Genomic DNA, 21,631 nt, shown 5'->3' with positions numbered 1-21,631 from the left:
AAAACATGGCATTGACACATTTTTGCGGTATCATCGCGCCCTTCATCACAGCAAGCGGCCACCAGCGGCTATGCTGTAACCTGATTCACCATCAGACTGAGTGACTAAAATGACGCAAACACGCGCGCCTGCGCTGGTTACGCTTTCTGGCATCAGTAAAGCTTTTGATGGCAAAACCATCATCTCTGACTTTGACCTGACCATCCGTCACGGCGAGTTCATCACGCTGCTTGGCCCTTCCGGCTGCGGAAAAACCACCATTTTACGCTTGATTGCCGGGCTGGAAGCGGCCGATCGCGGTCATATCACTCTTGATGACAACGACATCACCGATCTGCCCGCCGAGCATCGCCACATTAATACCGTGTTTCAGAGCTACGCGCTGTTCCCGCACATGTCGGTGTTTGAGAACGTCGCCTTTGGCCTGCGCATGCAGAAAACTCCGGCGGCGGAGATCACCACGCGCGTTAATGATGCGCTGGCGATGGTGCAGCTGGAGAGTTTTACCGATCGCCGTCCGCATCAGCTTTCGGGCGGTCAGCAGCAGCGCGTGGCGATTGCGCGCGCGGTGGTCAATCGCCCGAAAGTGCTGCTACTGGACGAGTCGCTGTCGGCGCTGGATTACAAGCTGCGGCGCCAGATGCAAAACGAGCTCAAAGCGCTACAGCGTAAGCTTGGCATCACCTTTGTGTTTGTGACGCACGATCAGGAAGAGGCGCTGACCATGTCCGATCGTATCGTGGTAATGCGCGATGGCCGCATCGAACAGGACGGCACGCCACGCGAGATTTACGAAGAGCCCGCCAACCTGTTTGTGGCGCGCTTTATTGGCGAGATTAACGTGTTCGATGCCGAGGTGCTGAACAGCGATCATGCGCCTACAATCCGCGCGCGCGTGGAAGGCCTTGAATGCACGCTGCAATGTGATTTCCCGGTCAGCGTCGGCGATAAACTGCACGTGCTGCTGCGCCCGGAAGATCTGCGCGTTGAAGAGATCGATCACGACAGCCGCAGCGATAATCTGATCGGCTTCGTGCGCGAGCGCAACTATAAAGGCATGACGCTGGAGTCTACTGTTGAGCTGGAGAACGGCAAGCTGCTGACGGTGAGCGAGTTCTTCAACGAAGACGATCCCGATTTTGATCACTCGCTGAACCAGAAAATGGCCGTCAGCTGGGTCGCCAACTGGGAGGTGGTGTTGCCGTATGAAGTTGATGCGTAACCGCCTGCAGAAAGTCATTGTTGCCCTGATCGTCAGCTGGCTCACGCTGTTTGTGCTGCTGCCTAACCTGATGATTTTCGCCACCAGCTTCCTGACGCGCGATGATGCGCATTTTGTCAGTATGGCCTTCACCCTCAATAACTACACGCGGCTGCTCGATCCGCTCTACGCTGATGTGCTGCTGCACTCGCTGAATATGGCGTTGATCGCCACGCTGTGCTGCCTGCTGCTCGGTTATCCGTTTGCCTGGTGTCTGACGAAACTGCCGGCGCGCCTGCGTCCGTTGATGCTGTTCCTGCTGATTGTGCCGTTCTGGACCAACTCGCTGATCCGTATCTACGGTCTGAAAATCTTCCTCAGCACGCGCGGCTGGCTGAATGAATTTTTGCTGTGGCTTGGGGTGATCGATAAACCGTTTCGCATCATGTACACCTCGGAAGCGGTGATTCTGGGGCTGATCTACATTCTGCTGCCGTTTATGGTGCTGCCGCTCTACTCCAGCCTGGAAAAGCTGGATAAATCCTGCCTCGAAGCGGCGCGTGATCTTGGCGCGAACAAAGTGAAAACCTTTTTACGCATCATTCTGCCGCTCACCATGCCGGGCATTGTCGCTGGTTGCCTGCTGGTGTTTATCCCGGCGATGGGCTTGTTCTTTGTAGCGGATTTGCTGGGCGGCGCGAAAAACCTGTTAATTGGCAACGTGATCAAGAGCCAGTTCCTGAATATCCGTGACTGGCCGTTCGGTGCTGCCACCAGCATTGTGATGACGCTGCTGATGGGGCTGATGCTGCTGGCTTACTGGCGCGCAGCGCGTATGCTGAACAGCAAGGTGGAACTGCAATGATGGCGCGCTGGTTACGTGGCGGCTTCATGGCCGTGATTTATGCCTGGTTTTATATCCCGATCATCATTCTGATCGTCAACTCCTTCAACCGTTCGCGTTTCGGCATTAACTGGCAGGGCTTCAGCACGCAGTGGTATCGCCTGCTGATGAATAACGACAGCCTGATTCAGGCGGCACAACATTCATTGCTGATGGGCGTGCTCTCTGCCAGCTGCGCCACGATTATCGGCTCGCTGACCGCCGTCGCGCTCTATCGCTATCGCTTCCGTGGTAAACCGTTCGTCAGCGGCATGCTGTTTGTGGTGATGATGTCGCCGGATATCGTGATGGCGATTTCGCTGCTGGTGCTGTTTATGCTGCTGGGCATTTCGCTGGGCTTCTGGTCGCTGCTGTTCTCGCATATCACCTTCTGCCTGCCGTTTGTGGTCATCACCGTCTATTCGCGCCTGAAAGGGTTTGATGTGCGCATGCTGGAAGCCGCCAAAGATCTTGGTGCCAGCGAAGTCACCATTTTGCGCAAAATTCTGCTGCCGCTGGCGCTGCCGGCGGTCGCAGCGGGTTGGCTGCTGAGCTTTACGCTGTCGATGGACGATGTCGTGGTATCGTCGTTCGTCACCGGCCCGAGCTTCGAAATTTTGCCGTTAAAAATCTATTCGATGGTGAAAGTTGGCGTGTCACCGGAAGTGAACGCGCTGGCGACAATTTTGCTGCTGCTGTCGCTGCTGTTGGTGGCGCTCAGTCAGCTGTTGCTCCGTGATAAAACCAAATAGAGGATAATCGATGAAAAAGTGGTCTCACTGGCTGGCGGCTGGGGCGCTGGCATTGGGCATGCAGAGCGCGCAGGCGGACGCCGGCAAAACGCTCTACTTCTATAACTGGACCGAATACGTGCCGCCGGGACTGCTGGAGCAGTTCACCAAAGAGACCGGCATCAAGGTGATTTACTCCACCTACGAATCCAATGAAAGCATGTATGCCAAGCTGAAGACCTGGAAAGATGGCGCCTACGATTTGGTGGTGCCTTCAACCTACTTCGTCGCCAAAATGCGTAATGAAGGCATGCTGCAAAAGATCGATAAAACCCAGCTCAGCAACTTCAAAAACCTCGATCCTAACCTGCTCAACAAGCCGTTTGATCCTAACAATGATTACTCGATCCCCTATATCTGGGGCGCGACCGCCATTGGCATCAACACTGACGAAGTGGATGCCAAAAGCATTACCCGCTGGGCCGATTTGTGGAAGCCTGAGTATAAGCAAAGCCTGCTGCTGACCGACGATGCGCGTGAAGTGTTCCAGATGGCGCTGCGTAAGCTGGGCTATTCGGGCAACACCCGCGATCCCAAGCAGATCGAAGCCGCTTATGAAGAGTTAAAAAAGCTGATGCCTAACGTGCTGGCGTTTAACTCCGATAATCCAGGAAATCCGTTTATGGAAGGCGAAGTGAACGTTGGGATGATCTGGAACGGTTCCGCCTACGTGGCGCGTCAGGCGGGCACGCCGCTGCAGATTATCTGGCCGCGGGAAGGCGGGATTTTCTGGATGGATAACCTGGCGATTCCGGCCAATGCGAAAAATCGTGAAGGCGCGCTGAAGCTGATTAACTTCCTGCTGCGTCCGGATGTGGCGGCACAGGTGGCGGAAACCATCGGCTATCCCACGCCAAACCTGGCAGCGAAGAAGTTACTGCCGCAGGAAGTGGCCAGCGATCCTTCGCTTTATCCTGCTGAGGATGTGATCAAAAACGGCGAGTGGCAAAACGATGTCGGTGACGCCAGCGTGCAGTATGAGACGTTGTTCCAGAAGCTGAAGGCGGGACGTTAACTCTCTGCGGCTTCCCCTCACTCTGCCCTCTCTCGCAAGCGGGAGAGGGTTCCGTCTAGCCCCTTCTCCCTCTGGGAGAAGGTTGGGATGAGGTAAAGCGCGCACAAATCTACTTATACAACCCACGCAAAAACGTATGCACAAACTCCGGCACCACTTCGCTTGCTAAGCCGTAATGACGCTCGGCAAACTCATTGCCGACCTGGCTCGGTTCCAGATTCAGCTCCACAGTATGCGCGCCCTGCAGTTTCGCTTCGTGGACAAAACCGGCGGCGGGATAGACATGGCCCGACGTGCCAATGGCGATAAACAGATTCGCCTGCTCAATCGCCTGATAAATCTCTTCCATCCCCAGCGGCATTTCGCCGAACCACACGATGTGCGGGCGCAGCATGGCCGGGAACTGGCAGCAGGTGCAGCGATCGTCCGCGGTTAAATCTTCGGTCCAGTCCAGCACTTGTCCACTGCTGACGCAGCGCACTTTCAACAGTTCACCGTGCATATGCAGCACGCGCTGGCTGCCGGCGCGTTCGTGCAGGTTATCGATATTCTGCGTCACCAGCAGGAAGTTATCGCCCAGCACCTGCTCCAGTTCCGCCAGCGCTTTGTGCGCGGCGTTAGGCTGAATTTCTGGCTGCTGCAGCTGTTGACGCCGCGCGTTGTAAAACGCCTGCACCAGCGCCGGATTGCGTTGAAAACCTTCCGGCGTGGCGACATCTTCTACGCGATGCTCTTCCCACAAGCCATCGGCGGCGCGGAAAGTGCGAATACCGGATTCGGCGGAGATCCCCGCGCCAGTCAGCACCACCACGCGCGGTTGCGGATGCGCGGCCAGTTCAGCTTTGCGATCGCGCTCGAAGATGCGCTGCCGAAAGCGCTGATGCACCTTGCGGCGGTTTTTTTTGTCGCGGGCGAGTCGTAGGCGGCGGCGCGGTATGCGCATAAAAGCTCCTTATCTGCGGCGTTTATTGCCGCGCATCGGGGATTTTTCGGGCTACTCTGCCCGATAATAGCAGCCGTACAGCGGCTGCGTTTTATCTTTACTGACCGCTGAGTACGCGGGCCGGATCGATACGGCTGGCGCGTCGTGCCGGATACCAGCTGGCAATCAGGCTCAGGACAATCGCGGTGGCCAGCACCGAAATCACATCAATCCAGTGCAGTTCGGACGGCAGGAAATCGATAAAGTAGATATCGCCCGCCAGCAGCTGATGCCCGGTCAGGTGCTCAAACACGCGCATCACCGGCGTGAGATTGAGCGCTACCAGCACGCCGAGCACCACGCCGCTGACGCTGCCGAGCAGGCCCGCCAGCAAGCCGTACCAGATAAAGATGGCGCGGATCAAACCATCTTTGGCCCCCAGCGTGCGCAGTACCGCGATGTCGCTGCTCTTATCTTTCACCGCCATCACCAGCGTCGAGACGATGTTAAAGCAGGCCACGCCAATCACCAGCACCATGGCTAAATACATAATGGCGCGAATCATCTGGATGTCACGGTACATGTAGCCATAAGTGCCAATCCAGCTCTTGATGTAGACGTAAGAGTGCGTCACTTCACCGGCGTCATGTATCAACTTCTGCGCCTGGAACGGGTCATTCATCTTCAGCGCAATACCGCTGACGCTGTCGCCCATATCCAGATATTTCTGCGCATCGGCCAGCGGCACCAGCGCCAGGCTGTGATCAAGCATGCCGCTCAGTTGCAGCACGCCGCTGACCTGCAGACGAATACGTTTCGGCTGCAGCAGCTTATTCTCGCCATCATTATTGGGGATCATGATGGTGATCCAGTCGCCCTGTTTCACGTTGAGCGATTTAGCGATGCCGCCACCCAGAATGATTTGCTGTTTACCAGCCGCGAACTGCGACCATGCATCTCCGGCAACAAAGCTCGGCAAGGCGCTAAGACGCGCTTCCTGCTGCGGATCGACGCCTTTCACCTGCAGCGCCTGCAGCTTTGCGCCGCTCTCAATCAGCCCGGTGAAGTTGATATAGGGCGCTGCGGCGGCAATGCCGGCCACCTGCTCAATCGGCGCGATCATCGGTTGCCAGTTACGGAACGGCTGATTCACCGGCTCGATTTCACCGTGCGGTACCACCGCCAGAATGCGGTTATTCAGCTCACGCTCAAAGCCGTTCATGGCGCTCAGGCCGATGATCAGCACCGCCACGCCCAGCGCAATGCCGATGGTGGAGATGATGGAGATCAGCGAGACCATGCCACCACGCCGCCGACCGCGGCTAAAACGCAGCCCGAGCAGCAGGGATAATGACGAAGCCATCAGATCACTCCCAGCGTCAGTTGGTCGCTCAGCTCACCGTCGCGCATCTCCATCTGCCGGCTCAGGCGTTTCGCCAGCTGCAGATCGTGCGTCACTACCAGAAAAGCGGTGCCCTGTTTAACGTTCAGCTCGCCGAGCAGTTCAAAAATCGCGTCGGCGTTGCGCGCATCGAGGTTACCGGTAGGTTCATCGGCCATCACCAGCCGCGGACGATTCACCAGCGCGCGGGCAATCGCCACACGCTGACGTTCACCGCCCGACAGCTCAGAAGGCCGATGCGCAGCACGTTTTTCCAGCCCGACCGCCGCCAGCATTTCACGCGCGCGTGATTCCGCTTCCGCTTTGCCAATTTTGCCAATCAGCAGCGGCATCGCCACGTTCTCCAGCGCGCTAAAATCCGGCAGCAGATGGTGGAACTGATAGATAAAGCCCAGCTCACGGTTGCGCAGCTCGGCTTTCGCGGCCGACGACATCGCATTCAGCGATTTACCATCAAAAATCACATCGCCGGAAGTCGGCGCATCCAGACCGCCAAGCAGATGCAGTAAGGTACTTTTACCCGAACCGGAGCTGCCGACAATCGCCGTCAGTTCACCCGGCTGCAGGCTGAAAGCCACATTGCGCAGCACATCGGTCTGCACGCTGCCTTCCTGATAGCGTTTGCACAGGTCACGACACTGCAACAAAGGAGTATTACTCATAACGTAAAGCCTCAGCGGGTTGGACGGCGGCAGCGCGCCACGACGGATAAAGGGTAGAAAGCAGCGCGACGGCCATTGAGACCAGCGCAATGGTGATCACCTGCAACACATTGATGTCGACCGGCAGCGCCGCGCCATCAAGGAACAGACCAATCACCGGCATCAAGTTATTCAGCTGGCTGGCAAGCAGCACGCCAAGCACGGTGCCCAGCAGCGCGCCAATAATGCCCGCGCTGGCGCCCTGCACCATAAACACCGCGACAATCTGGCGGCGGGTTAAACCCAGCGTTTGCAAAATGGCCACTTCGCCCTGCTTCTCCATGATCAGCAGGCCCAGCGAGGTAATGATATTAAAAGCCGCCACCGCGATGATCAGGCTCAGCAGCAGCCCCATCATGTTTTTTTCCATGCGTACCGCCTGGAACAGATCGCCTTTGCGTTCGCGCCAGTCTTTCCACGTCAGCCCCTCCGGCAGTTTCTGCTGGCTGAGCGCATCAACGCTTAACGGCTTATCCAGCCACAAACGCCAGCCGGTGATGTTGCCGAGCGGATAGCGCATCACGCGTGACGCATCCTGCTGATTGACCAGAATTTGATAGCCATCCACTTCGCTGTTGGCGGCATAGGTGCCAGCCACAGTGAAAATACGCTGGCTCGGCAAACGTCCTACCGGCGTGAACTGGCTGACCGATGGCACCATCAGACGCAGCTGATCGCCGCGCTTCACGCCCAGCTGTGCAGCCAGCTGTTCACCGAGGATGACGTTGTACTGGCCCGGCTGCAGCACGCTTTGTTGGGTGTTGACGAGGAATGGCGTCAGCGGATCCTGTTCGTCGGGATTGATGCCGAGCATCACGCCGACCGAGACGTTACGCGCGCTTTGTAGCACCACATCAGCGGTGGTCAGCGGTGCGATGCACTTAACCCCTTGCAGTTGGAGATTATCGGCGGGCAACGCCTTGGGACTGATGCTGCCTTTTTCGCTGGTGATCAGCGCCTGCGGCATCAGGCCGAGGATATTGCCTTCCAGCTCGCGCTCAAAGCCATTCATCACCGATAACACGGTGACCAGCGCCAGCACGCCGAGCGTAATGCCAATAGTTGAGAGCCAGGAGACGAAGCGACCAAAGCGGTCTGAGGCACGTCCACGCATGTAGCGTAAACCGATGAATAACGCGACTGGTTGATACATGAGATCCGTCTTGGCAGTTGCCTGAAAATAAGTAGTGGGATGATAAAGGAGGCGTCCCCTTTATGAAACCTCTAACCCTCTGAGTCTGCGGCAAAGTTGTGTCAAAAACCGTCCCAGCCAACGCTTATGCATAAAATTGCGACAAATTAATGATGTTATTTGTACGTTTATTCGTCATTGGCTGGCGTAGACTTAAAGGTGAATTACCGCAGGCGAGGAGGAGTACACCATGTTCAAATTCCCTAAGAACAGTATCGTGAAGCATAAATCGGGAGAAATCAGAGGCGAGATCGTCAACGTTTTTGAACAGGGAGATGCGCCAACCGGCTATTACGTGAAGTGGGACGATGGCAACCACAGCTACCATCTGGAGAAAGAGCTGTCCTGGGCCAATGTTGACCGCCCACGTATGCACTACACACAGCAATCGAGTAAGTAGCTCAACCGGCAAAAGTGTGAGAAATCGCACCACGACAGATGATCCTCAGGGCGGATTATGGAATGATGACGCCCTGTAATCCAAGGAGAGAATGTCGAGATCCCATGTCGGAACAGAGTCGTTATACCCTGCCAGTCAAAGCCGGCGACCATCGCCAGCTCGGCCAGCTCGTCGGCGCCGCGCAAGCGCTTGAGTGCGCCAGCATCACCGAACGCCACAGCGGTCCGGTGTTGATGATTACCCCGGATATGCAATCTGCCCTGCGTCTGCAGGAGGAGATTCGCCAGTTCACCGATCTGCCGGTCACCCATCTCGCTGACTGGGAAACGCTGCCCTACGACAGCTTCTCGCCGCATCAGGACATCATCTCAGCTCGCCTCTCCACGCTGTATCAACTGCCCAACTTAACGCGCGGGATGCTGATTATGCCGGTCAACACGCTGATGCAGCGCGTGTGTCCGCACAGCTTCCTGCACGGCCATGCGCTGGTGATGCAGCAAGGGCAAAAGCTGTCGCGCGATGCGCTGCGCGATCAGCTGGAGCAGGCCGGTTATCGTCACGTCGATCAGGTGATGGAGCACGGTGAATACGCCACGCGCGGTGCGCTGCTCGATCTGTTCCCGATGGGCAGCGACCAACCTTATCGCATCGACTTCTTTGACGATGAGATCGACAGCCTGCGTCTGTTTGATGTCGATACGCAGCGCACGCTGGAGGCGGTCAACGCGATCAACCTGTTGCCGGCGCATGAATTCCCCACGGATAAAGCCGCCATCGAGCTGTTCCGCAGCCGCTGGCGCGAAACCTTTGACGTACGGCGCGAGCCGGAGCATGTCTATCAGCAGGTGAGCAAAGGCACGCTACCCGCCGGTATCGAATACTGGCAGCCGCTGTTCTTTGAGCAGGCGTTGCCGACGCTGTTCAGCTATCTGCCCGCCAATACGCTGCTGCTCAATAGCGGCGATTTGCTGGCCAGCGCCGAGCGCTTCTGGCTTGACGCCAACGCGCGCTTTGAGAATCGCCGTATCGATCCGATGCGCCCGCTGCTGGAGCCGGTCACGCTGTGGCTGCGTCCCGACACGCTGATGAGCGAACTGAAAGCCTGGCCGCGTATGCAGTTAAGCAGCGAGACGCTGCCGGAAAAAGCGGCGAATACCAATCTCGGTTATCAGCCGCTGCCGGAGTTGACGGTGCAGGCGCAGGCCAAAGCGCCACTCGATCTGCTGCGTCAGTTCCTTGAACAATTCAGCGGTCAGGTGATTTTCTCGGTTGAGAGTGAAGGCCGGCGTGAAAGCCTGCAAGAGCTGTTGGCGCGCATTAAACTGCGCCCACAGGCTATTGATCACTTTGATCAGGCCGCCAATCAGCCGCATAGCCTGATGATTGGCGCCAGCGAGCGCGGCTTTATCGATACGCAACGCCAGCTGGCGTTGATTTGCGAAAGCGATCTGCTTGGCGAGCGCGTCAGTCGTCGTCGCCAGGATAATCGCCGCACCATCAATCCTGATGTGCTGATCCGCAACCTCGCCGAGCTGCATCCCGGCCAGCCGGTGGTGCATCTGGAGCACGGCGTGGGGCGTTATATCGGCCTGACCACGCTGGAAGCTGGCGGCATCGTCGCTGAATATCTGATGCTCTCCTATGCGGGCGACGCCAAGCTGTACGTGCCGGTTTCATCACTGCATCTGATTAGCCGCTATGCCGGTGGCGCTGATGAAAACGCGCCGCTGCATAAACTTGGCAGCGATGCCTGGTCACGCGCGCGGCAGAAAGCCGCTGAGAAAGTGCGCGACGTGGCGGCGGAGCTGCTGGATATTTACGCTCAGCGCGCAGCCAAAACCGGCTTTGCCTTTAAGCACGACCGCGATCAGTATCAGCTGTTCTGCGAAGGCTTCCCGTTTGAAACCACGCCGGATCAAGGCCAGGCGATCAACGCGGTGCTGAGCGACATGTGTCAGCCGCTGGCGATGGATCGTCTGGTGTGCGGCGACGTCGGCTTTGGTAAAACCGAAGTGGCGATGCGCGCTGCGTTTCTGGCGGTTGAGAACGCCAAACAGGTCGCGGTGCTGGTGCCCACCACGCTGCTGGCGCAGCAGCATTACGACAACTTCCGCGATCGTTTCGCTAACTGGCCGGTGCGCATTGAGATGCTGTCGCGCTTCCGCACCGCCAAAGAGCAGAGTCAGGTGCTGGAACAGGCGCGCGAGGGCAAAGTCGATATTCTGATTGGCACCCATAAGCTGCTGTCGAGCGACCTGAAGTGGCACGATCTCGGCCTGCTAATTGTCGATGAAGAGCACCGCTTTGGCGTGCGTCATAAAGAGCGGATCAAGGCGATGCGCGCCGATGTCGATATCCTGACGCTCACCGCCACGCCGATTCCGCGCACCCTGAATATGGCGATGAGCGGCATGCGCGATCTGTCGATTATCGCCACGCCACCGGCACGACGCATGGCGGTGAAAACCTTTGTACGTGAGTACGACAGCCTGGTGGTGCGCGAGGCAATCCTGCGTGAAGTGCTGCGCGGCGGCCAGGTTTACTATCTCTACAATGACGTGGAAAACATCGAGAAAGCGGCGCAGCGATTGGCCGATCTGGTGCCGGAAGCGCGCATTGCCATTGGTCACGGTCAGATGCGCGAACGCGATCTCGAGCGGGTGATGAATGATTTCCACCATCAGCGCTTTAACGTGCTGGTGTGTACCACCATCATCGAAACCGGTATCGACGTACCCAGCGCCAACACCATTATCATCGAACGCGCCGACCACTTTGGTCTGGCGCAGCTGCATCAGCTGCGTGGCCGCGTGGGACGTTCGCACCATCAGGCCTATGCGTGGCTGCTGACGCCGCATCCAAAAGCGATGACCACTGATGCGCAAAAACGTCTGGAAGCTATCGCGTCGTTGGAAGATCTTGGCGCCGGTTTTGCGCTGGCAACCCACGATCTGGAGATTCGCGGCGCGGGTGAGCTGCTCGGCGAAGATCAGAGCGGCCAGATGGAAACCATCGGCTTCACGCTGTATATGGAGCTGCTGGAGAACGCGGTCGATGCGCTGAAGGCGGGCCGCGAGCCGTCGCTGGAAGATCTCACCAGCAATCAAACCGAAATTGAACTGCGTATGCCTGCCCTGCTGCCAGATGATTTTATCCCGGATGTGAATACTCGCTTGTCGCTCTACAAGCGCGTGGCCAGCGCCGCCGATGAGCAGGATTTGGCGGAACTGAAGGTTGAGATGATTGACCGCTTCGGCAAGCTGCCGGATGCCGCGCGTAATCTGCTGGATGTTGCCGGGCTGCGATTAGTGGCACGCGAGTTGGGGATTCGTAAGATTGAAGCCAGCGACAAAGGCGGATTCTTCGAGTTTGCGCCGCAGAATCAGGTTGATCCGGGCTGGCTGATTGGCCTGCTGCAGAAAGATCCCCAGCAATGGAAGCTGGATGGCCCAACGCGATTGAAGTTCACCCGCGATATGGCGGACCGGAAAATCCGTATGGAGTGGGTGCAGGGATTTGTCAGCGAGCTGGCGAAAAACCGGGTTTAGTGGGTATCCGCATGGAATCGTAGCGGCGCGATTCATCGCGCGCCTTTGACTCCGTGCGCCATTGATGATGCGCAACAAATTGCGCCGCTACGAATCTGTGCGCGTTGAGGATCTCACACATAAAAAAAAGCGCCTTGCGGCGCTTTTTTCGTTACTGCTGCTGTGATGCATCTTTGCCCAATTAGGCCTGATTTGAATTCAGGATCAGCTGACCATTACGGTCGAGCGGAATGCGGGTACCAGGGTCGTTTTCCATGCGGATTTTGCCCTGCTGGTCGCCTATTTTATAGGTCACGTCATAACCCAGCATTTTTTCCTGTTTGTCATATACCGTTTTGCAACGCTGCTCGTTGGTGGTGTACGTGTCGCGATCCTGCAGCGCACCCTGCACCTGATTACCACCGTAACCGCCAGCTAACGCGCCCGCTACCGTAGCCACATCGCGTCCGCGTCCGCCACCAAACTGATGGCCCAACACGCCGCCGGCTACCGCGCCCAGCACCGAACCGGCAATGCGATTCTCATCCTGGACCGCACGACGATGGGTCAGCGTCACATTGCGACACTCCTGTCGCGGCTGCTTGATGCTCTCTTTAATCGGCGTCGCCGACAGGACTTGTGCAAACTGCGGGCCGCGATCGAAAACATCCATGCTGGCGACTGCGGCAACACCTAACGCTGCTGCCACGCCGATACCGATACCCGCTAACATTGATTTATTCACAGGAATATCCTCCTGAAGGTTGTTACCGCGCATTCCTGCCGCTACCAGATCCTGTGTAGCCGAGGCATAACCGGCGTGCGCGCCGCGCCGTGTTTGTTGGTGATAAGTTTTACAGATGGACCGTAATTGCAACATCAGATTAATGGAGGAAACGCAGCGGAAACCCATCAGGGCCAGCTTTTAGGAGAGTTCCGAGAGCGGATGAAATAGTGCCGTAACCTAAAGCTGAACGTGCAGTTTTCAGCGGGTTACGGCAGCTGGTGTGGCGTAGGGCGGCATTCACCGCCCGAAAATCATCAGTGCAGCTTGAGACGCGGACGCAGGACGCGGTTAAGACTGCCGACCAGCATCATAAGACCGGTCTTGAAGTATCCGTGGAGCGCAATCTGGTGCATACGATATAGAGAGATGTAGACGAAACGTGCAATGCGCCCTTCCACCATCATCGATCCGCGCATCAGGTTACCCATCAAACTGCCGACGGTGCTGAAGCGCGACAGCGACACCAGCGAACCGTGATCTTTATAAACATAGGCTTTCAACGGTTTGTCTTTACGCTGTGCAAGGATGTTCTCCAGCGCGCGCGACGCCATTTGATGTGCTGACTGCGCGCGCGGCGGTACAAATCCGCCCCCCGGCAGCGCACAGGAGGCGCAATCACCAATGGCGTAGATGTCGTCATCCAGCGTGGTTTGTAGCGTCTCTTTTACCACCAGTTGATTGATGCGGTTGGTTTCCAGACCGCCAATCTCTTTCAGGAAGTCTGGCGCCTTGATACCGGCCGCCCACACCATCAGATCGGCATCAATGAATTCGCCGCCTTTGGTATTCAAGCCATTTTCGGTGGCGCTGGTGACCATGGTTTGCGTCAACACGCGTACGCCAAGTTTGGTCAGCTCCTGATGCGCCGCCGCCGAAATGCGCGGTGGCAGCGCCGGCAGAATGCGTTCACCGGCTTCCACCAGCGTGACATTCAGCGAGCTGCTATCAAGACCTTTGTAGCCGTAGCTGTGCAGCTGTTTCACCGCGTTATACAGCTCTGCAGAGAGTTCCACGCCGGTGGCGCCGCCGCCGACAATGGCGATGTTGACTTTTTCCAGGCTGCCTTCGCTGGCCGAGAAACGCAGGAACAGGTTGAGCATTTCGTTGTGGAAACGACGCGCCTGATGCGGGTTGTCGAGAAAGATGCAGTGATCTTTTACGCCCGGCGTGCCGAAGTCATTTGAGGTGCTGCCAAGCGCGATGACCAGACGATCGTAGGCCAGCTCACGCTGCGGCACTAACAGTGCGCCTTCCGCATCGCGGATTTCGGCCAGCTCAAGGGTTTTGTTTTCACGATTGATTTGCGTCAGCGATCCCAGCTGGAACTGGAAGCCGTGATTACGCGCATGCGCCAGATAGCTCAGCGCATCAATCCCTTCGTCCATCGAACCGGTTGCCACTTCATGCAGCAGCGGTTTCCACAAATGACTGTGGTTACGATCGACCAGGATGATCTCGGCTTTCTTCTTGCGTCCCAGCTTGTGACCGAGCTGCGTTGCCAGCTCTAAGCCGCCAGCACCACCGCCGATGATAACGATTTTTTCCATAGATGTAGTCAACAAGGACCCCCTCAAAGTTGTAAACCAATAGTTAATTAATGGTTAATAAAAACCTTAATAAACATAGGGTTGGCGACGTTAAATCGCGAGCTGAGGGCAGAATATCACGGCGTCAAAGACATAACATAAGAAAATTGATGTACATCAATCTTTCAGCTGCATTATCAGATTGTTACACATTTTATGCGCCGCATCACACGGCGCGCGGACGGTCAGGCGAGGAGTTTGAAGGCTTTGATGCGCTGCAAATGCGGCGCGATGTTCTTGAATTTGTGGCTGGCTGCGTCATCCCAGATGATTTCATAGAACGGCTGCAGGTACGTCGCGCTGCGCTGATTATCCAGCGCTTCATCTTGTCGAGACAAAATCGCCAGACACTTTTCGCGGTTCTTTTCGCGGAAATCGTTGACGCACTTAGTGGCGATATCGAGATACTCTTCCGGGCGATCGATTTTGCCTTCCATGTTCTCAAACGGGAACAGATTTGGATTGAAGATCACCTGACGCATGCCGCACAGGAAGCCAATGCGTTCGGCCCAATAACCCCCCAGCCCAACCCCGCAAATCAGCGGATGCGCATCGTCGCCCTGTTGCAGCAGCTTGTCGCACTCTTTCAGCAGAAACTGCATGTCGTGTTTGGGATGGCGGGTGCTGTAGCTGACTAATCTGACGTCCGGGTCAATAAACTGCAGCTGCAGCACCTTTTCATGGTTGCCCGGACTGTTGGAATCAAAACCGTGCAGATAGATGATCATGATTATCCTCAGCGTGGAGTGAAATCCGGGCAGCGAAGCTTATCTGCCCGAGGCTTTGTGCGCCAGCCAGCGCTCTTGCAACGCGCTTAACTGACGCTGATTTTGCCGCCAGCGCTCGCTTGCCAGCAGGCTTTGACGGGTAAAACGCCCTTGATGGTATAACTGCGTCACGCGCTCTGCCCCGATCGGCGTCAAGTTATCCAGCACGCTCACCGCGCCCGCGCGTTGATTGCACACCAGGATCATATCGCAACCGGCATTCAGCGACTGCTGCGCGCGTTCGGCGTAGCTGCCCATCACCGCGGCACCTTCCATCGACAGGTCGTCGGAGAAAATCACGCCGTTAAAGCTGAGCTCCTCGCGCAATACGGTTTGCAGCCAATACGGCGAACCGCTGGCAGGCAACGGATCCACCTCAGTATAGATAACGTGCGCCGGCATCACCGCATCAAGCAGCTGCTCGTCGATCAACTGCTTAAAGATCGCCATGTCATGCTGACGCAGCGTGGCGGCATCGCGGTTGTCGCGCGGCGTCTCTTTATGCGAATCGGCACTGACCGCACCGTGACCGGGGAAGTGTTTGCCGGTGGTTTTCATGCCGGCTTCATGCATGCCGTTGATAAAACGGCGCGCGACCTGTAGGGCGATGGCCGGATCTTCATGGAATGAACGATCGCCGATAGCCGCGCTGATGTGACCAATATCGAGCACCGGCGCGAAACTGATGTCGATGTCCATGGCGATCATTTCCGACGCCATCTGCCAGCCCGCCTGCTGCGCCAGTTCACCCGCGCTATTGAGATCGTGCAGCGCGGCGAAGGATTGCATCGCCGGCAGCTGCGTGAAGCCGTCGCGGAAACGCTGCACGCGACCGCCTTCCTGATCCACCGCCACCACCAGACGATGACGCGATGCCGCGCGAATCTGGCGCACCAGCTCTGCCAACTGCTCGACATCGTGGAAGTTGCGGGCAAACAGAATCAGTCCGCCCACCAGCGGATGCTGCAGAATTTCGCGTTCTTCGGCGTCCAGCTCATAGCTTTCGACGTCGAGCATCAGCGGTCCGGGTGTGTTCATGGTCATGATTAAAATCCTGGGTTAAAGGTCGTGCCAGCTGGCCTGCGCCAGCTGCAGTAAGGTGTCATCCTGGCTCTGCTCGGCACGCAGCTGATACCAGCTGGCCATCAACAGCTGCAGCCACGGTTGCCAGCGCTGCATCTGGCATGCCAGTGCTGGCTCATCCAGTTGCGCGCGCGCGGCGTAATCAGCAATCCACGCGGAACGCGTATCGCCATCAACCGCACACACCGCCGCCAGCTCCAGCGCCACGTCACCGTCGGCGGCATACTCCCAGTCGATCAGGCGTAAACCTTCCGGCGTGGCAATCAGGTTGCCGGCGTGGACATCCATATGCAGCGGCGCCAGGCGCAGCGGCTGCGGTTCGCCCTGCTGTAATAAGCGTTGCAGACGACGCTGCCAGCGCCAGTGACGCTGCCGGCAAAGCTGCCAATAGCGCTGTAGCAGCGGCGCTAATCGTAAACGGTAGCCGGTGAGCGGCTGTTGGTGCAGACGCTGCAGCAGCGCCACAATCGCCTGCCGCTGCGCGTTAAACTGCGCGGAAGTGAGCACCTCGCCCGGCATCCAGCTTTGCAGCAGCCAGGGATGGCGCCACGCCAGCGGCTGCGGCCCCAGCTGTGCATGCCGCAGTTGCTGCAGAATGCGGTATTCGCGCTGGCGATCGACAAACGGGATCGGCTGCGGCGGCGCACGTCTCGCCAGCAATTCGCCCTGCGGCATCTGCACGCGCACGCTTTGCCCGCTCAGTCCCGGCAGCGCGAAAAAATGACCGGCAGCTTGCGCCGTCGGCCATTGTTGCTGAAGCAGGTTTTGCAGCTGTGGATCAGGGTTGAGCAACACCGTTTCCTGACCAGATTATTTCACCGGTTTGTACCAGCATCAGCTGCATTTGCAGCGTCGGTGATTTCACATCGCCCTGCGCATTGCTGTAGAGCACATACTGCGCGTTAACGTTGCGCGCCAGGCCAATCGCTTTACTGCGCGAGTTGAGGCTGTCATCCGGCGACAAGCCCAGCGTTTGCTTGGCCTGCGCCAGCTGTTCTGGGGTGATCAGCGTGAACTTGCCGTTGTTGGCCAGCGCATTCTGAATCGCGTCGGTGGCTTTATCGGTTTGCAGCGCGCCATTAGTACTGTTCTTGATGCGATCCACCAGCAGCACGCTGCCCGGATTTACGCCTGAAGATTGCACCATCTTACCGACCAACGGCTGGACGCTGGCATCCCAGTTAATGGTTTTCAGCTTTGGTGGCTGCGGCACGGTTTGCGGCGGCGGCACTGGCTGCGGCGTAGGTTCAACCGGCTGAGTGGGCGTAGTCGGCTGCGTGGGTTCTACCGGTGCCGGCGTCTGTTGTTGCACCACACAACCGGTGAGCATTAGCGCAAATAACAACGCGCCCGAACGTTTTACACTGCGAATCACAGCTTACTCCTCAAAGATAAAGATAGAGACGCACCTTACTGGCGGTCGGATTGCCCATTTGTGAGGCCACTTCTACGCTGCCGTGTGCCGGAACGATTTGGCTTTGCGCCGGCTCTTCCGGCGTGATTTCCAATCCTTTGTCGTCGTACCAATAGAAACGATAGTGCACTTTCACTGGCGTTTCACGCTGGTTGTACAACATGCTCATGGCACGCTGCTGACCATCTTGTTCGGTCAACTTCGGATCATCGGTAATAATGCCCGCGGATAACACCGCCGATTCCATCACCAGCGACTGCGAGGTATTAATCATCGGCTTATCGCTGCTGCAACCTGCAAGGGTCAGCAACAGCAAGCCACTCAGCCATTGACGCATCACGTTGTCCGCCTGAGTTAGCTGGCCAGCATCGGGCCCAGCGGCTGACCGCCAACCAAATGCATATGGATGTGATAAACCTCCTGACCGCCATGGCTGTTGCAGTTGATGATCAGACGATAGCCATCTTCGGCAATGCCTTCTTCACGGGCAATTTTGGCGGCCACGATGATCATCCGGCCCAGCGCCTGCTCGTGTGCGGGCTGCGCATCATTGGCGGTGGGAATCAATACGTTGGGGATGATCAAGATATGGGTAGGCGCTTTGGGCGCGATATCACGGAAGGCGGTGACCAGTTCGTCCTGATAAACCACGTCGGCGGGAATCTCGCGACGGATGATTTTACTGAAAATGGTTTCTTCAGCCATGGTGCATTTCCTTAAGCCTGAGTTCAGTCAGGCAGTATGCGTGAGGAATTCCATTTCTTTCAACCTCAGGACCACAATTCCTGCATTAAATGGCTGCCTTTAAGCCGTTTTCTCACTTCGCCACGCATTGTGCTGCAGCTCGCATTTCTAACCTCTCATTAACCACAAAAATGAAACGCTGTTTTATAAATTAGAGATATCACGCCTTTTTCTTTGTGATTTTGCCACTCACCTGCAGGTCATTGCGAAATCACGAAGGTTTGCCAGCTTAAGCCGCTCTACTTTCAATCCAATCCGCGCAAGTTGTACGGAGTGATGAGGGATGTGTTTACCGACTAATTCAAGGAGAACCTGCCATGCGCTCTCGTAAGATTGGCCTGGGCCATTATCTGGCCTATGGGTCCGGGGATTTCCTCGGTGCAGGCACCACGGCGCTAACCGCCGCCTGGCTGCTCTACTTTTACACCACCTTTTGTGGGCTCTCGCCGATTCAGGCGACCTTCATTTTCGCCGCCGCCCGCGTACTGGATGCGGTGGTGAGCCCGCTGATGGGTTTCCTGACCGATAACTTCGGTTCGACCTGGCTCGGCAAGCGCTTTGGCCGCCGCAAATTTTTTATCCTGCTCGGTATTCCGTGCGTGTTCAGCTACAGCCTGATGTGGGTTGGCGACATGAGTTTTTGGTGGTATCTGCTGACTTATCTGCTGTTCGATATGGTCTACACCATGATTCTGGTGCCTTACGAAACGCTGGTACCGGAGATGACCGATGATTTCAAACAGAAAACCCGCTTCTCTGGCGCGCGTATTGGCCTGGCGCAGCTGTCGGCCATTCTGGCAGCGTTCCTGCCGGGCATACTGATTGGATGGTTTGGCAAAGAGAATCCGATCTCCTTCTTCTACGCCAGCCTGGTGTTCTCGGTGATTTGTGCGCTGGTATTAACGTTGGTGTGGCTGTTTACCTGGGAACGCGATCCTGACGATTTCTCTGCCGAATCGCGCCGCGCCGAGCAGGAAAAATCACAGCTGACCTTGCTACAGAGCCTGAAGCGCCTCTACACCGAGCTGGCCTCAACGCTGCGCATTCGTATTTTCCGCCAGCATCTGGGCATGTATCTCGGCGGCTATATCGCGCAGGACGTTTTTAACGCGGTGTTCACCTGGTATGTGGTATTTGTGCTGATGCAAAGCGCGCAGATCGCCTCCAACCTGATGGGCACCATGGCGGTGATGCAGTTTATTGCGGTGATGGCGATGATTCCGCTGTGTATCCGCCTTGGGCCTGCGCCCGCATACCGTATGGTGGTGGTGCTGTTTGGGCTTAGCGCCCTCTCCTACGCCGGATTGTGGTACAGCGGCATGAACGACAACTTCGCTCTGCTGGTACTGATTTCCGGTCTTGCCGGTCTTGGTCGCGGCGGCATCAACTATGTGCCGTGGAATACTTACACCTATATCGCTGACGTCGATGAAGTGATTACCGGCCAACGTCGCGAAGGCATTTTTGCCGGCATCATGACGCTGACGCGCAAAGCCTCGCAAGCAGGTGCGGTGATGTTCGTCGGTATCGTGTTGCAGCTGGCGGGCTTCTCTTCCGGCCAGGCCACGCAGGTGCCGGCTGTCGGCCATACCATTCTGGCGATCCTCAGCGTGGGCACGCTCTGTGTGCTGGCCTGCGGCTTCATTATTTCACTGCGCTTTAAACTCAATCTGCAAACCCACACCGTGCTGCGCGAAGAGACGTTGAAAATGCGCGAAGCCGGACGCGTGGTGCCAGAGCGTATTTCGCCACAGGCGCGTGAAGTGGTCGAAATGCTGGCGGGCATGCCGTATGAAAATCTGTGGGGCAATAACAACGTCGGATATCTCAACCGTCATAAGCCTGCCGCACCGCCGCTGCCGACGCAGCGACGATCTTTACCTTCTCTCTCTACCCTGATTAACGATAGGAATGAACCATGACTGTATTTCCTGTAAAGCACAGCGCGTTACTGCGCCAGCCTGAATATCTGTTGCCACGCACTGAGCTGGTGCAATTGATTCAGCGGCTAACCCATAATCTGGTGAATATTACCGATCACAGCGGCGAGTTTTTGCTGCGCCTCGATGATGGCCGCGTGATCGATACCAAAGGCTGGGCCGGTTGGGAGTGGACGCACGGCATCGGCCTGTACGGCATGCTGCACTATTATCAGCAAACCGGCGATCAAGCGACGCTGAAGATTATCGATGACTGGTTCAGCACACGGCTAGCGGAAGGTACGCCAACCAAGAACGTCAATACCGTTTGCCCGTTCCTGACGCTGGCGTATCGCTATGAAGAGACGCGAAATGCTGCGTGGCGGCCGGTGCTGGAGCGTTGGGCTGAATGGGTGATGTATGAGATGCCGCGCACCGAGCAAGGCGGCTTGCAGCATATCGTCTACAACAACGAAAACACCCAACAGCTGTGGGATGACACCTTGATGATGAGCGTGATGGCGCTGGCGAAGATTGGCCAGCTGCTGGATCGTCCTGAGTTTGTCGAAGAAGCCAGTTATCAATTCCTGATTCATACCCAATACTTAATGGATCGCCAAACCGGTTTGTGGTTCCACGGCTGGACGTTTGAGGGGCGGCACAATTTTGCCAATGCACGTTGGGCGCGCGGCAACAGCTGGCTGACTATCGTTATTCCTGATTTCCTCGAGATGATGAACTGGCCGGAACAGCACGCCACGCGGCGTTTCCTGCAGCAGGTGCTGGAGAGTCAGGTGAAGGCGCTGAGCGCCTGTCAGCATAGCAGCGGTTTGTGGCACACCTTGCTCGACGATCCCAACAGTTATCCGGAAGCCTCCGCCACCGCCGGTTTCGCCTATGGCATTCTTAAAGCGGTGCGCAAACATTATCTTTCGCCCGAATATTTGCCGCTGGCGGAGAAAGCGTTGCGCGGCGTGATCGGCAATATCGATGAGGATGGGGAATTGAAGCAGGTGTCGTTCGGAACAGCGATGGGCAGCGATCTGGCGTACTACCGCCAGATACCGCTCACCTCGATGCCGTACGGTCAGGCCATGGCGCTGCTGTGTTTGACGGAGTATTTGCGGGTATATCTGTAAATAAAAAAATGCCCTCATTTGAGGGCATTTTTACGCACAGTAAGTAATGTGCGTTGAAGCGGCGGCAGAGGAGTAAAGCGTCCCAAGCCATGGATGGCTTGGGCCGAGCCCCAGGGAAGGTTTATGGCGTCTTTACGATCTGACGCGGCTTCATCGCA

General features: G+C 56.9%; 20 protein-coding genes. 8 read left to right on the top strand and 12 right to left on the bottom strand.

Annotated features, from left to right (window positions below; all coding sequences use genetic code 11):
- Positions 1-109 precede the first annotated feature (109 nt).
- The 4 genes from potA to potD are packed head-to-tail and all read left to right on the top strand — an operon-like array spanning position 110 to position 3,890.
- A complete protein-coding gene (potA, locus tag ACYAC5_RS08015; RefSeq protein ID WP_277974747.1) occupies positions 110-1,222 on the top strand; it encodes a spermidine/putrescine ABC transporter ATP-binding protein PotA in 1,113 nt (370 codons plus the stop codon).
- Entirely contained in the window at positions 1,206-2,066 is an 861-nt protein-coding gene (potB, locus tag ACYAC5_RS08010) for a spermidine/putrescine ABC transporter permease PotB (protein ID WP_101760814.1), read from the top strand. Before potA ends, potB begins: the two co-directional genes overlap by 17 nt.
- On the top strand, positions 2,063-2,836 hold the full coding sequence (gene potC, locus ACYAC5_RS08005; RefSeq protein WP_061716930.1) for a spermidine/putrescine ABC transporter permease PotC: 774 nt from the start codon (positions 2,063-2,065) through the stop codon (positions 2,834-2,836). Before potB ends, potC begins: the two co-directional genes overlap by 4 nt.
- Positions 2,837-2,846: 10 nt before the next feature.
- Positions 2,847-3,890, top strand: coding sequence for a spermidine/putrescine ABC transporter substrate-binding protein PotD (gene potD / locus ACYAC5_RS08000; protein ID WP_192413637.1), 1,044 nt, complete (start codon positions 2,847-2,849; stop codon positions 3,888-3,890).
- Between the two features lie 109 nt (positions 3,891-3,999).
- On the opposite strand, the gene cobB is transcribed toward potD, so the two are convergent.
- The 4 genes from cobB to lolC form a co-directional block, all read right to left on the bottom strand.
- Positions 4,000-4,833 (bottom strand): Sir2 family NAD+-dependent deacetylase, encoded by an 834-nt coding sequence (cobB, locus tag ACYAC5_RS07995; RefSeq protein WP_101760816.1) that lies wholly within the window; start codon positions 4,831-4,833, stop codon positions 4,000-4,002.
- 97 nt (positions 4,834-4,930) lie between these two features.
- Positions 4,931-6,175, bottom strand: a complete 1,245-nt coding sequence (gene lolE, locus ACYAC5_RS07990; protein ID WP_462062768.1) for a lipoprotein-releasing ABC transporter permease subunit LolE — start codon at positions 6,173-6,175, stop codon at positions 4,931-4,933.
- On the bottom strand, positions 6,175-6,876 hold the full coding sequence (gene lolD / locus ACYAC5_RS07985; protein WP_008103026.1) for a lipoprotein-releasing ABC transporter ATP-binding protein LolD: 702 nt from the start codon (positions 6,874-6,876) through the stop codon (positions 6,175-6,177). Before lolD ends, lolE begins: the two co-directional genes overlap by 1 nt.
- The gene (lolC, locus tag ACYAC5_RS07980) at positions 6,869-8,068 is read right to left on the bottom strand and encodes a lipoprotein-releasing ABC transporter permease subunit LolC (protein WP_192413641.1); all 1,200 of its coding nucleotides are present in this window, start codon (positions 8,066-8,068) and stop codon (positions 6,869-6,871) included. The genes lolD and lolC overlap by 8 nt, the downstream gene beginning before the upstream one ends.
- 229 nt (positions 8,069-8,297) lie before the next feature.
- On the opposite strand from lolC, the gene ACYAC5_RS07975 reads away from it, so the two are divergent.
- Together ACYAC5_RS07975 and mfd are read left to right on the top strand one after the other, a co-directional pair.
- Positions 8,298-8,507, top strand: coding sequence for a hypothetical protein (locus tag ACYAC5_RS07975; RefSeq protein ID WP_064740896.1), 210 nt, complete (start codon positions 8,298-8,300; stop codon positions 8,505-8,507).
- Positions 8,508-8,611: 104 nt separating this feature from the next.
- Positions 8,612-12,055: a transcription-repair coupling factor gene (gene mfd, locus ACYAC5_RS07970; RefSeq protein ID WP_192413643.1), complete on the top strand. Its 3,444-nt coding sequence runs from the start codon at positions 8,612-8,614 to the stop codon at positions 12,053-12,055.
- A gap of 181 nt (positions 12,056-12,236) precedes the next feature.
- On the opposite strand, the gene ACYAC5_RS07965 is transcribed toward mfd, so the two are convergent.
- The 8 genes from ACYAC5_RS07965 to hinT all read right to left on the bottom strand — a co-directional run bounded on the left by ACYAC5_RS07965 (position 12,237) and on the right by hinT (position 18,376).
- Positions 12,237-12,779, bottom strand: coding sequence for a glycine zipper 2TM domain-containing protein (locus tag ACYAC5_RS07965; RefSeq protein ID WP_007885735.1), 543 nt, complete (start codon positions 12,777-12,779; stop codon positions 12,237-12,239).
- A gap of 296 nt (positions 12,780-13,075) precedes the next feature.
- Positions 13,076-14,380 carry an NAD(P)/FAD-dependent oxidoreductase gene (locus ACYAC5_RS07960; RefSeq protein ID WP_085982480.1) on the bottom strand — a complete coding sequence of 435 codons (1,305 nt, stop codon included), beginning with the start codon at positions 14,378-14,380 and terminating at the stop codon, positions 13,076-13,078.
- A gap of 212 nt (positions 14,381-14,592) precedes the next feature.
- Positions 14,593-15,135, bottom strand: a complete 543-nt coding sequence (gene ycfP / locus ACYAC5_RS07955) for an alpha/beta hydrolase YcfP (RefSeq protein WP_192413645.1) — start codon at positions 15,133-15,135, stop codon at positions 14,593-14,595.
- A gap of 39 nt (positions 15,136-15,174) precedes the next feature.
- A complete protein-coding gene (nagZ, locus tag ACYAC5_RS07950; RefSeq protein WP_462062766.1) occupies positions 15,175-16,218 on the bottom strand; it encodes a beta-N-acetylhexosaminidase in 1,044 nt (347 codons plus the stop codon).
- Positions 16,219-16,233: 15 nt separating this feature from the next.
- The gene (thiK, locus tag ACYAC5_RS07945) at positions 16,234-17,049 is read right to left on the bottom strand and encodes a thiamine kinase (RefSeq protein ID WP_192234272.1); all 816 of its coding nucleotides are present in this window, start codon (positions 17,047-17,049) and stop codon (positions 16,234-16,236) included.
- Complete coding sequence (gene lpoB / locus ACYAC5_RS07940; RefSeq protein WP_101760823.1) at positions 17,036-17,632, bottom strand: penicillin-binding protein activator LpoB; 597 nt, start codon at positions 17,630-17,632, stop codon at positions 17,036-17,038. The genes thiK and lpoB overlap by 14 nt, the downstream gene beginning before the upstream one ends.
- Before the next feature lie 10 nt (positions 17,633-17,642).
- A complete protein-coding gene (locus ACYAC5_RS07935; RefSeq protein WP_110865934.1) occupies positions 17,643-18,008 on the bottom strand; it encodes a YcfL family protein in 366 nt (121 codons plus the stop codon).
- A gap of 17 nt (positions 18,009-18,025) precedes the next feature.
- Complete coding sequence (gene hinT / locus ACYAC5_RS07930) at positions 18,026-18,376, bottom strand: purine nucleoside phosphoramidase (RefSeq protein WP_137385568.1); 351 nt, start codon at positions 18,374-18,376, stop codon at positions 18,026-18,028.
- A gap of 356 nt (positions 18,377-18,732) precedes the next feature.
- Here hinT and ACYAC5_RS07925 point away from each other — a divergent pair, with 356 nt between their 5' ends.
- Together ACYAC5_RS07925 and bglB are read left to right on the top strand one after the other, a co-directional pair.
- Positions 18,733-20,337, top strand: a complete 1,605-nt coding sequence (locus tag ACYAC5_RS07925; RefSeq protein ID WP_462062765.1) for an MFS transporter — start codon at positions 18,733-18,735, stop codon at positions 20,335-20,337.
- Positions 20,334-21,473, top strand: a complete 1,140-nt coding sequence (gene bglB, locus ACYAC5_RS07920) for a beta-galactosidase BglB (RefSeq protein ID WP_101760827.1) — start codon at positions 20,334-20,336, stop codon at positions 21,471-21,473. The genes ACYAC5_RS07925 and bglB overlap by 4 nt, the downstream gene beginning before the upstream one ends.
- Positions 21,474-21,631: the final 158 nt, after the last annotated feature.

It is taken from the genome of Pantoea sp. y20 (assembly GCF_054903455.1).
The sequence above is the reverse complement of the archived record's forward strand: the minus strand, read 5'-3'. Positions and strand labels throughout refer to the sequence as shown.

Excerpts from the sequence above, each read along its gene's own strand:
- cobB (WP_101760816.1), bottom strand. The coding sequence starts at position 4,833 with ATGCGCATACCGCGCCGCCGCCTACGACTCGCCCGCGACAAAAAAAAC.
- ACYAC5_RS07925 (WP_462062765.1), top strand. The coding sequence starts at position 18,733 with ATGCGCTCTCGTAAGATTGGCCTGGGCCATTATCTGGCCTATGGGTCC.
- lolE (WP_462062768.1), bottom strand. The coding sequence starts at position 6,175 with ATGGCTTCGTCATTATCCCTGCTGCTCGGGCTGCGTTTTAGCCGCGGT.
- ACYAC5_RS07935 (WP_110865934.1), bottom strand. The coding sequence starts at position 18,008 with ATGCGTCAATGGCTGAGTGGCTTGCTGTTGCTGACCCTTGCAGGTTGC.
- hinT (WP_137385568.1), bottom strand. The coding sequence starts at position 18,376 with ATGGCTGAAGAAACCATTTTCAGTAAAATCATCCGTCGCGAGATTCCC.
- potD (WP_192413637.1), top strand. The coding sequence starts at position 2,847 with ATGAAAAAGTGGTCTCACTGGCTGGCGGCTGGGGCGCTGGCATTGGGC.
- bglB (WP_101760827.1), top strand. The coding sequence starts at position 20,334 with ATGACTGTATTTCCTGTAAAGCACAGCGCGTTACTGCGCCAGCCTGAA.
- lolC (WP_192413641.1), bottom strand. The coding sequence starts at position 8,068 with ATGTATCAACCAGTCGCGTTATTCATCGGTTTACGCTACATGCGTGGA.
- nagZ (WP_462062766.1), bottom strand. The coding sequence starts at position 16,218 with ATGACCATGAACACACCCGGACCGCTGATGCTCGACGTCGAAAGCTAT.
- ACYAC5_RS07975 (WP_064740896.1), top strand. The coding sequence starts at position 8,298 with ATGTTCAAATTCCCTAAGAACAGTATCGTGAAGCATAAATCGGGAGAA.
- potC (WP_061716930.1), top strand. The coding sequence starts at position 2,063 with ATGATGGCGCGCTGGTTACGTGGCGGCTTCATGGCCGTGATTTATGCC.
- potA (WP_277974747.1), top strand. The coding sequence starts at position 110 with ATGACGCAAACACGCGCGCCTGCGCTGGTTACGCTTTCTGGCATCAGT.
- ycfP (WP_192413645.1), bottom strand. The coding sequence starts at position 15,135 with ATGATCATCTATCTGCACGGTTTTGATTCCAACAGTCCGGGCAACCAT.
- potB (WP_101760814.1), top strand. The coding sequence starts at position 1,206 with ATGAAGTTGATGCGTAACCGCCTGCAGAAAGTCATTGTTGCCCTGATC.
- mfd (WP_192413643.1), top strand. The coding sequence starts at position 8,612 with ATGTCGGAACAGAGTCGTTATACCCTGCCAGTCAAAGCCGGCGACCAT.
- lolD (WP_008103026.1), bottom strand. The coding sequence starts at position 6,876 with ATGAGTAATACTCCTTTGTTGCAGTGTCGTGACCTGTGCAAACGCTAT.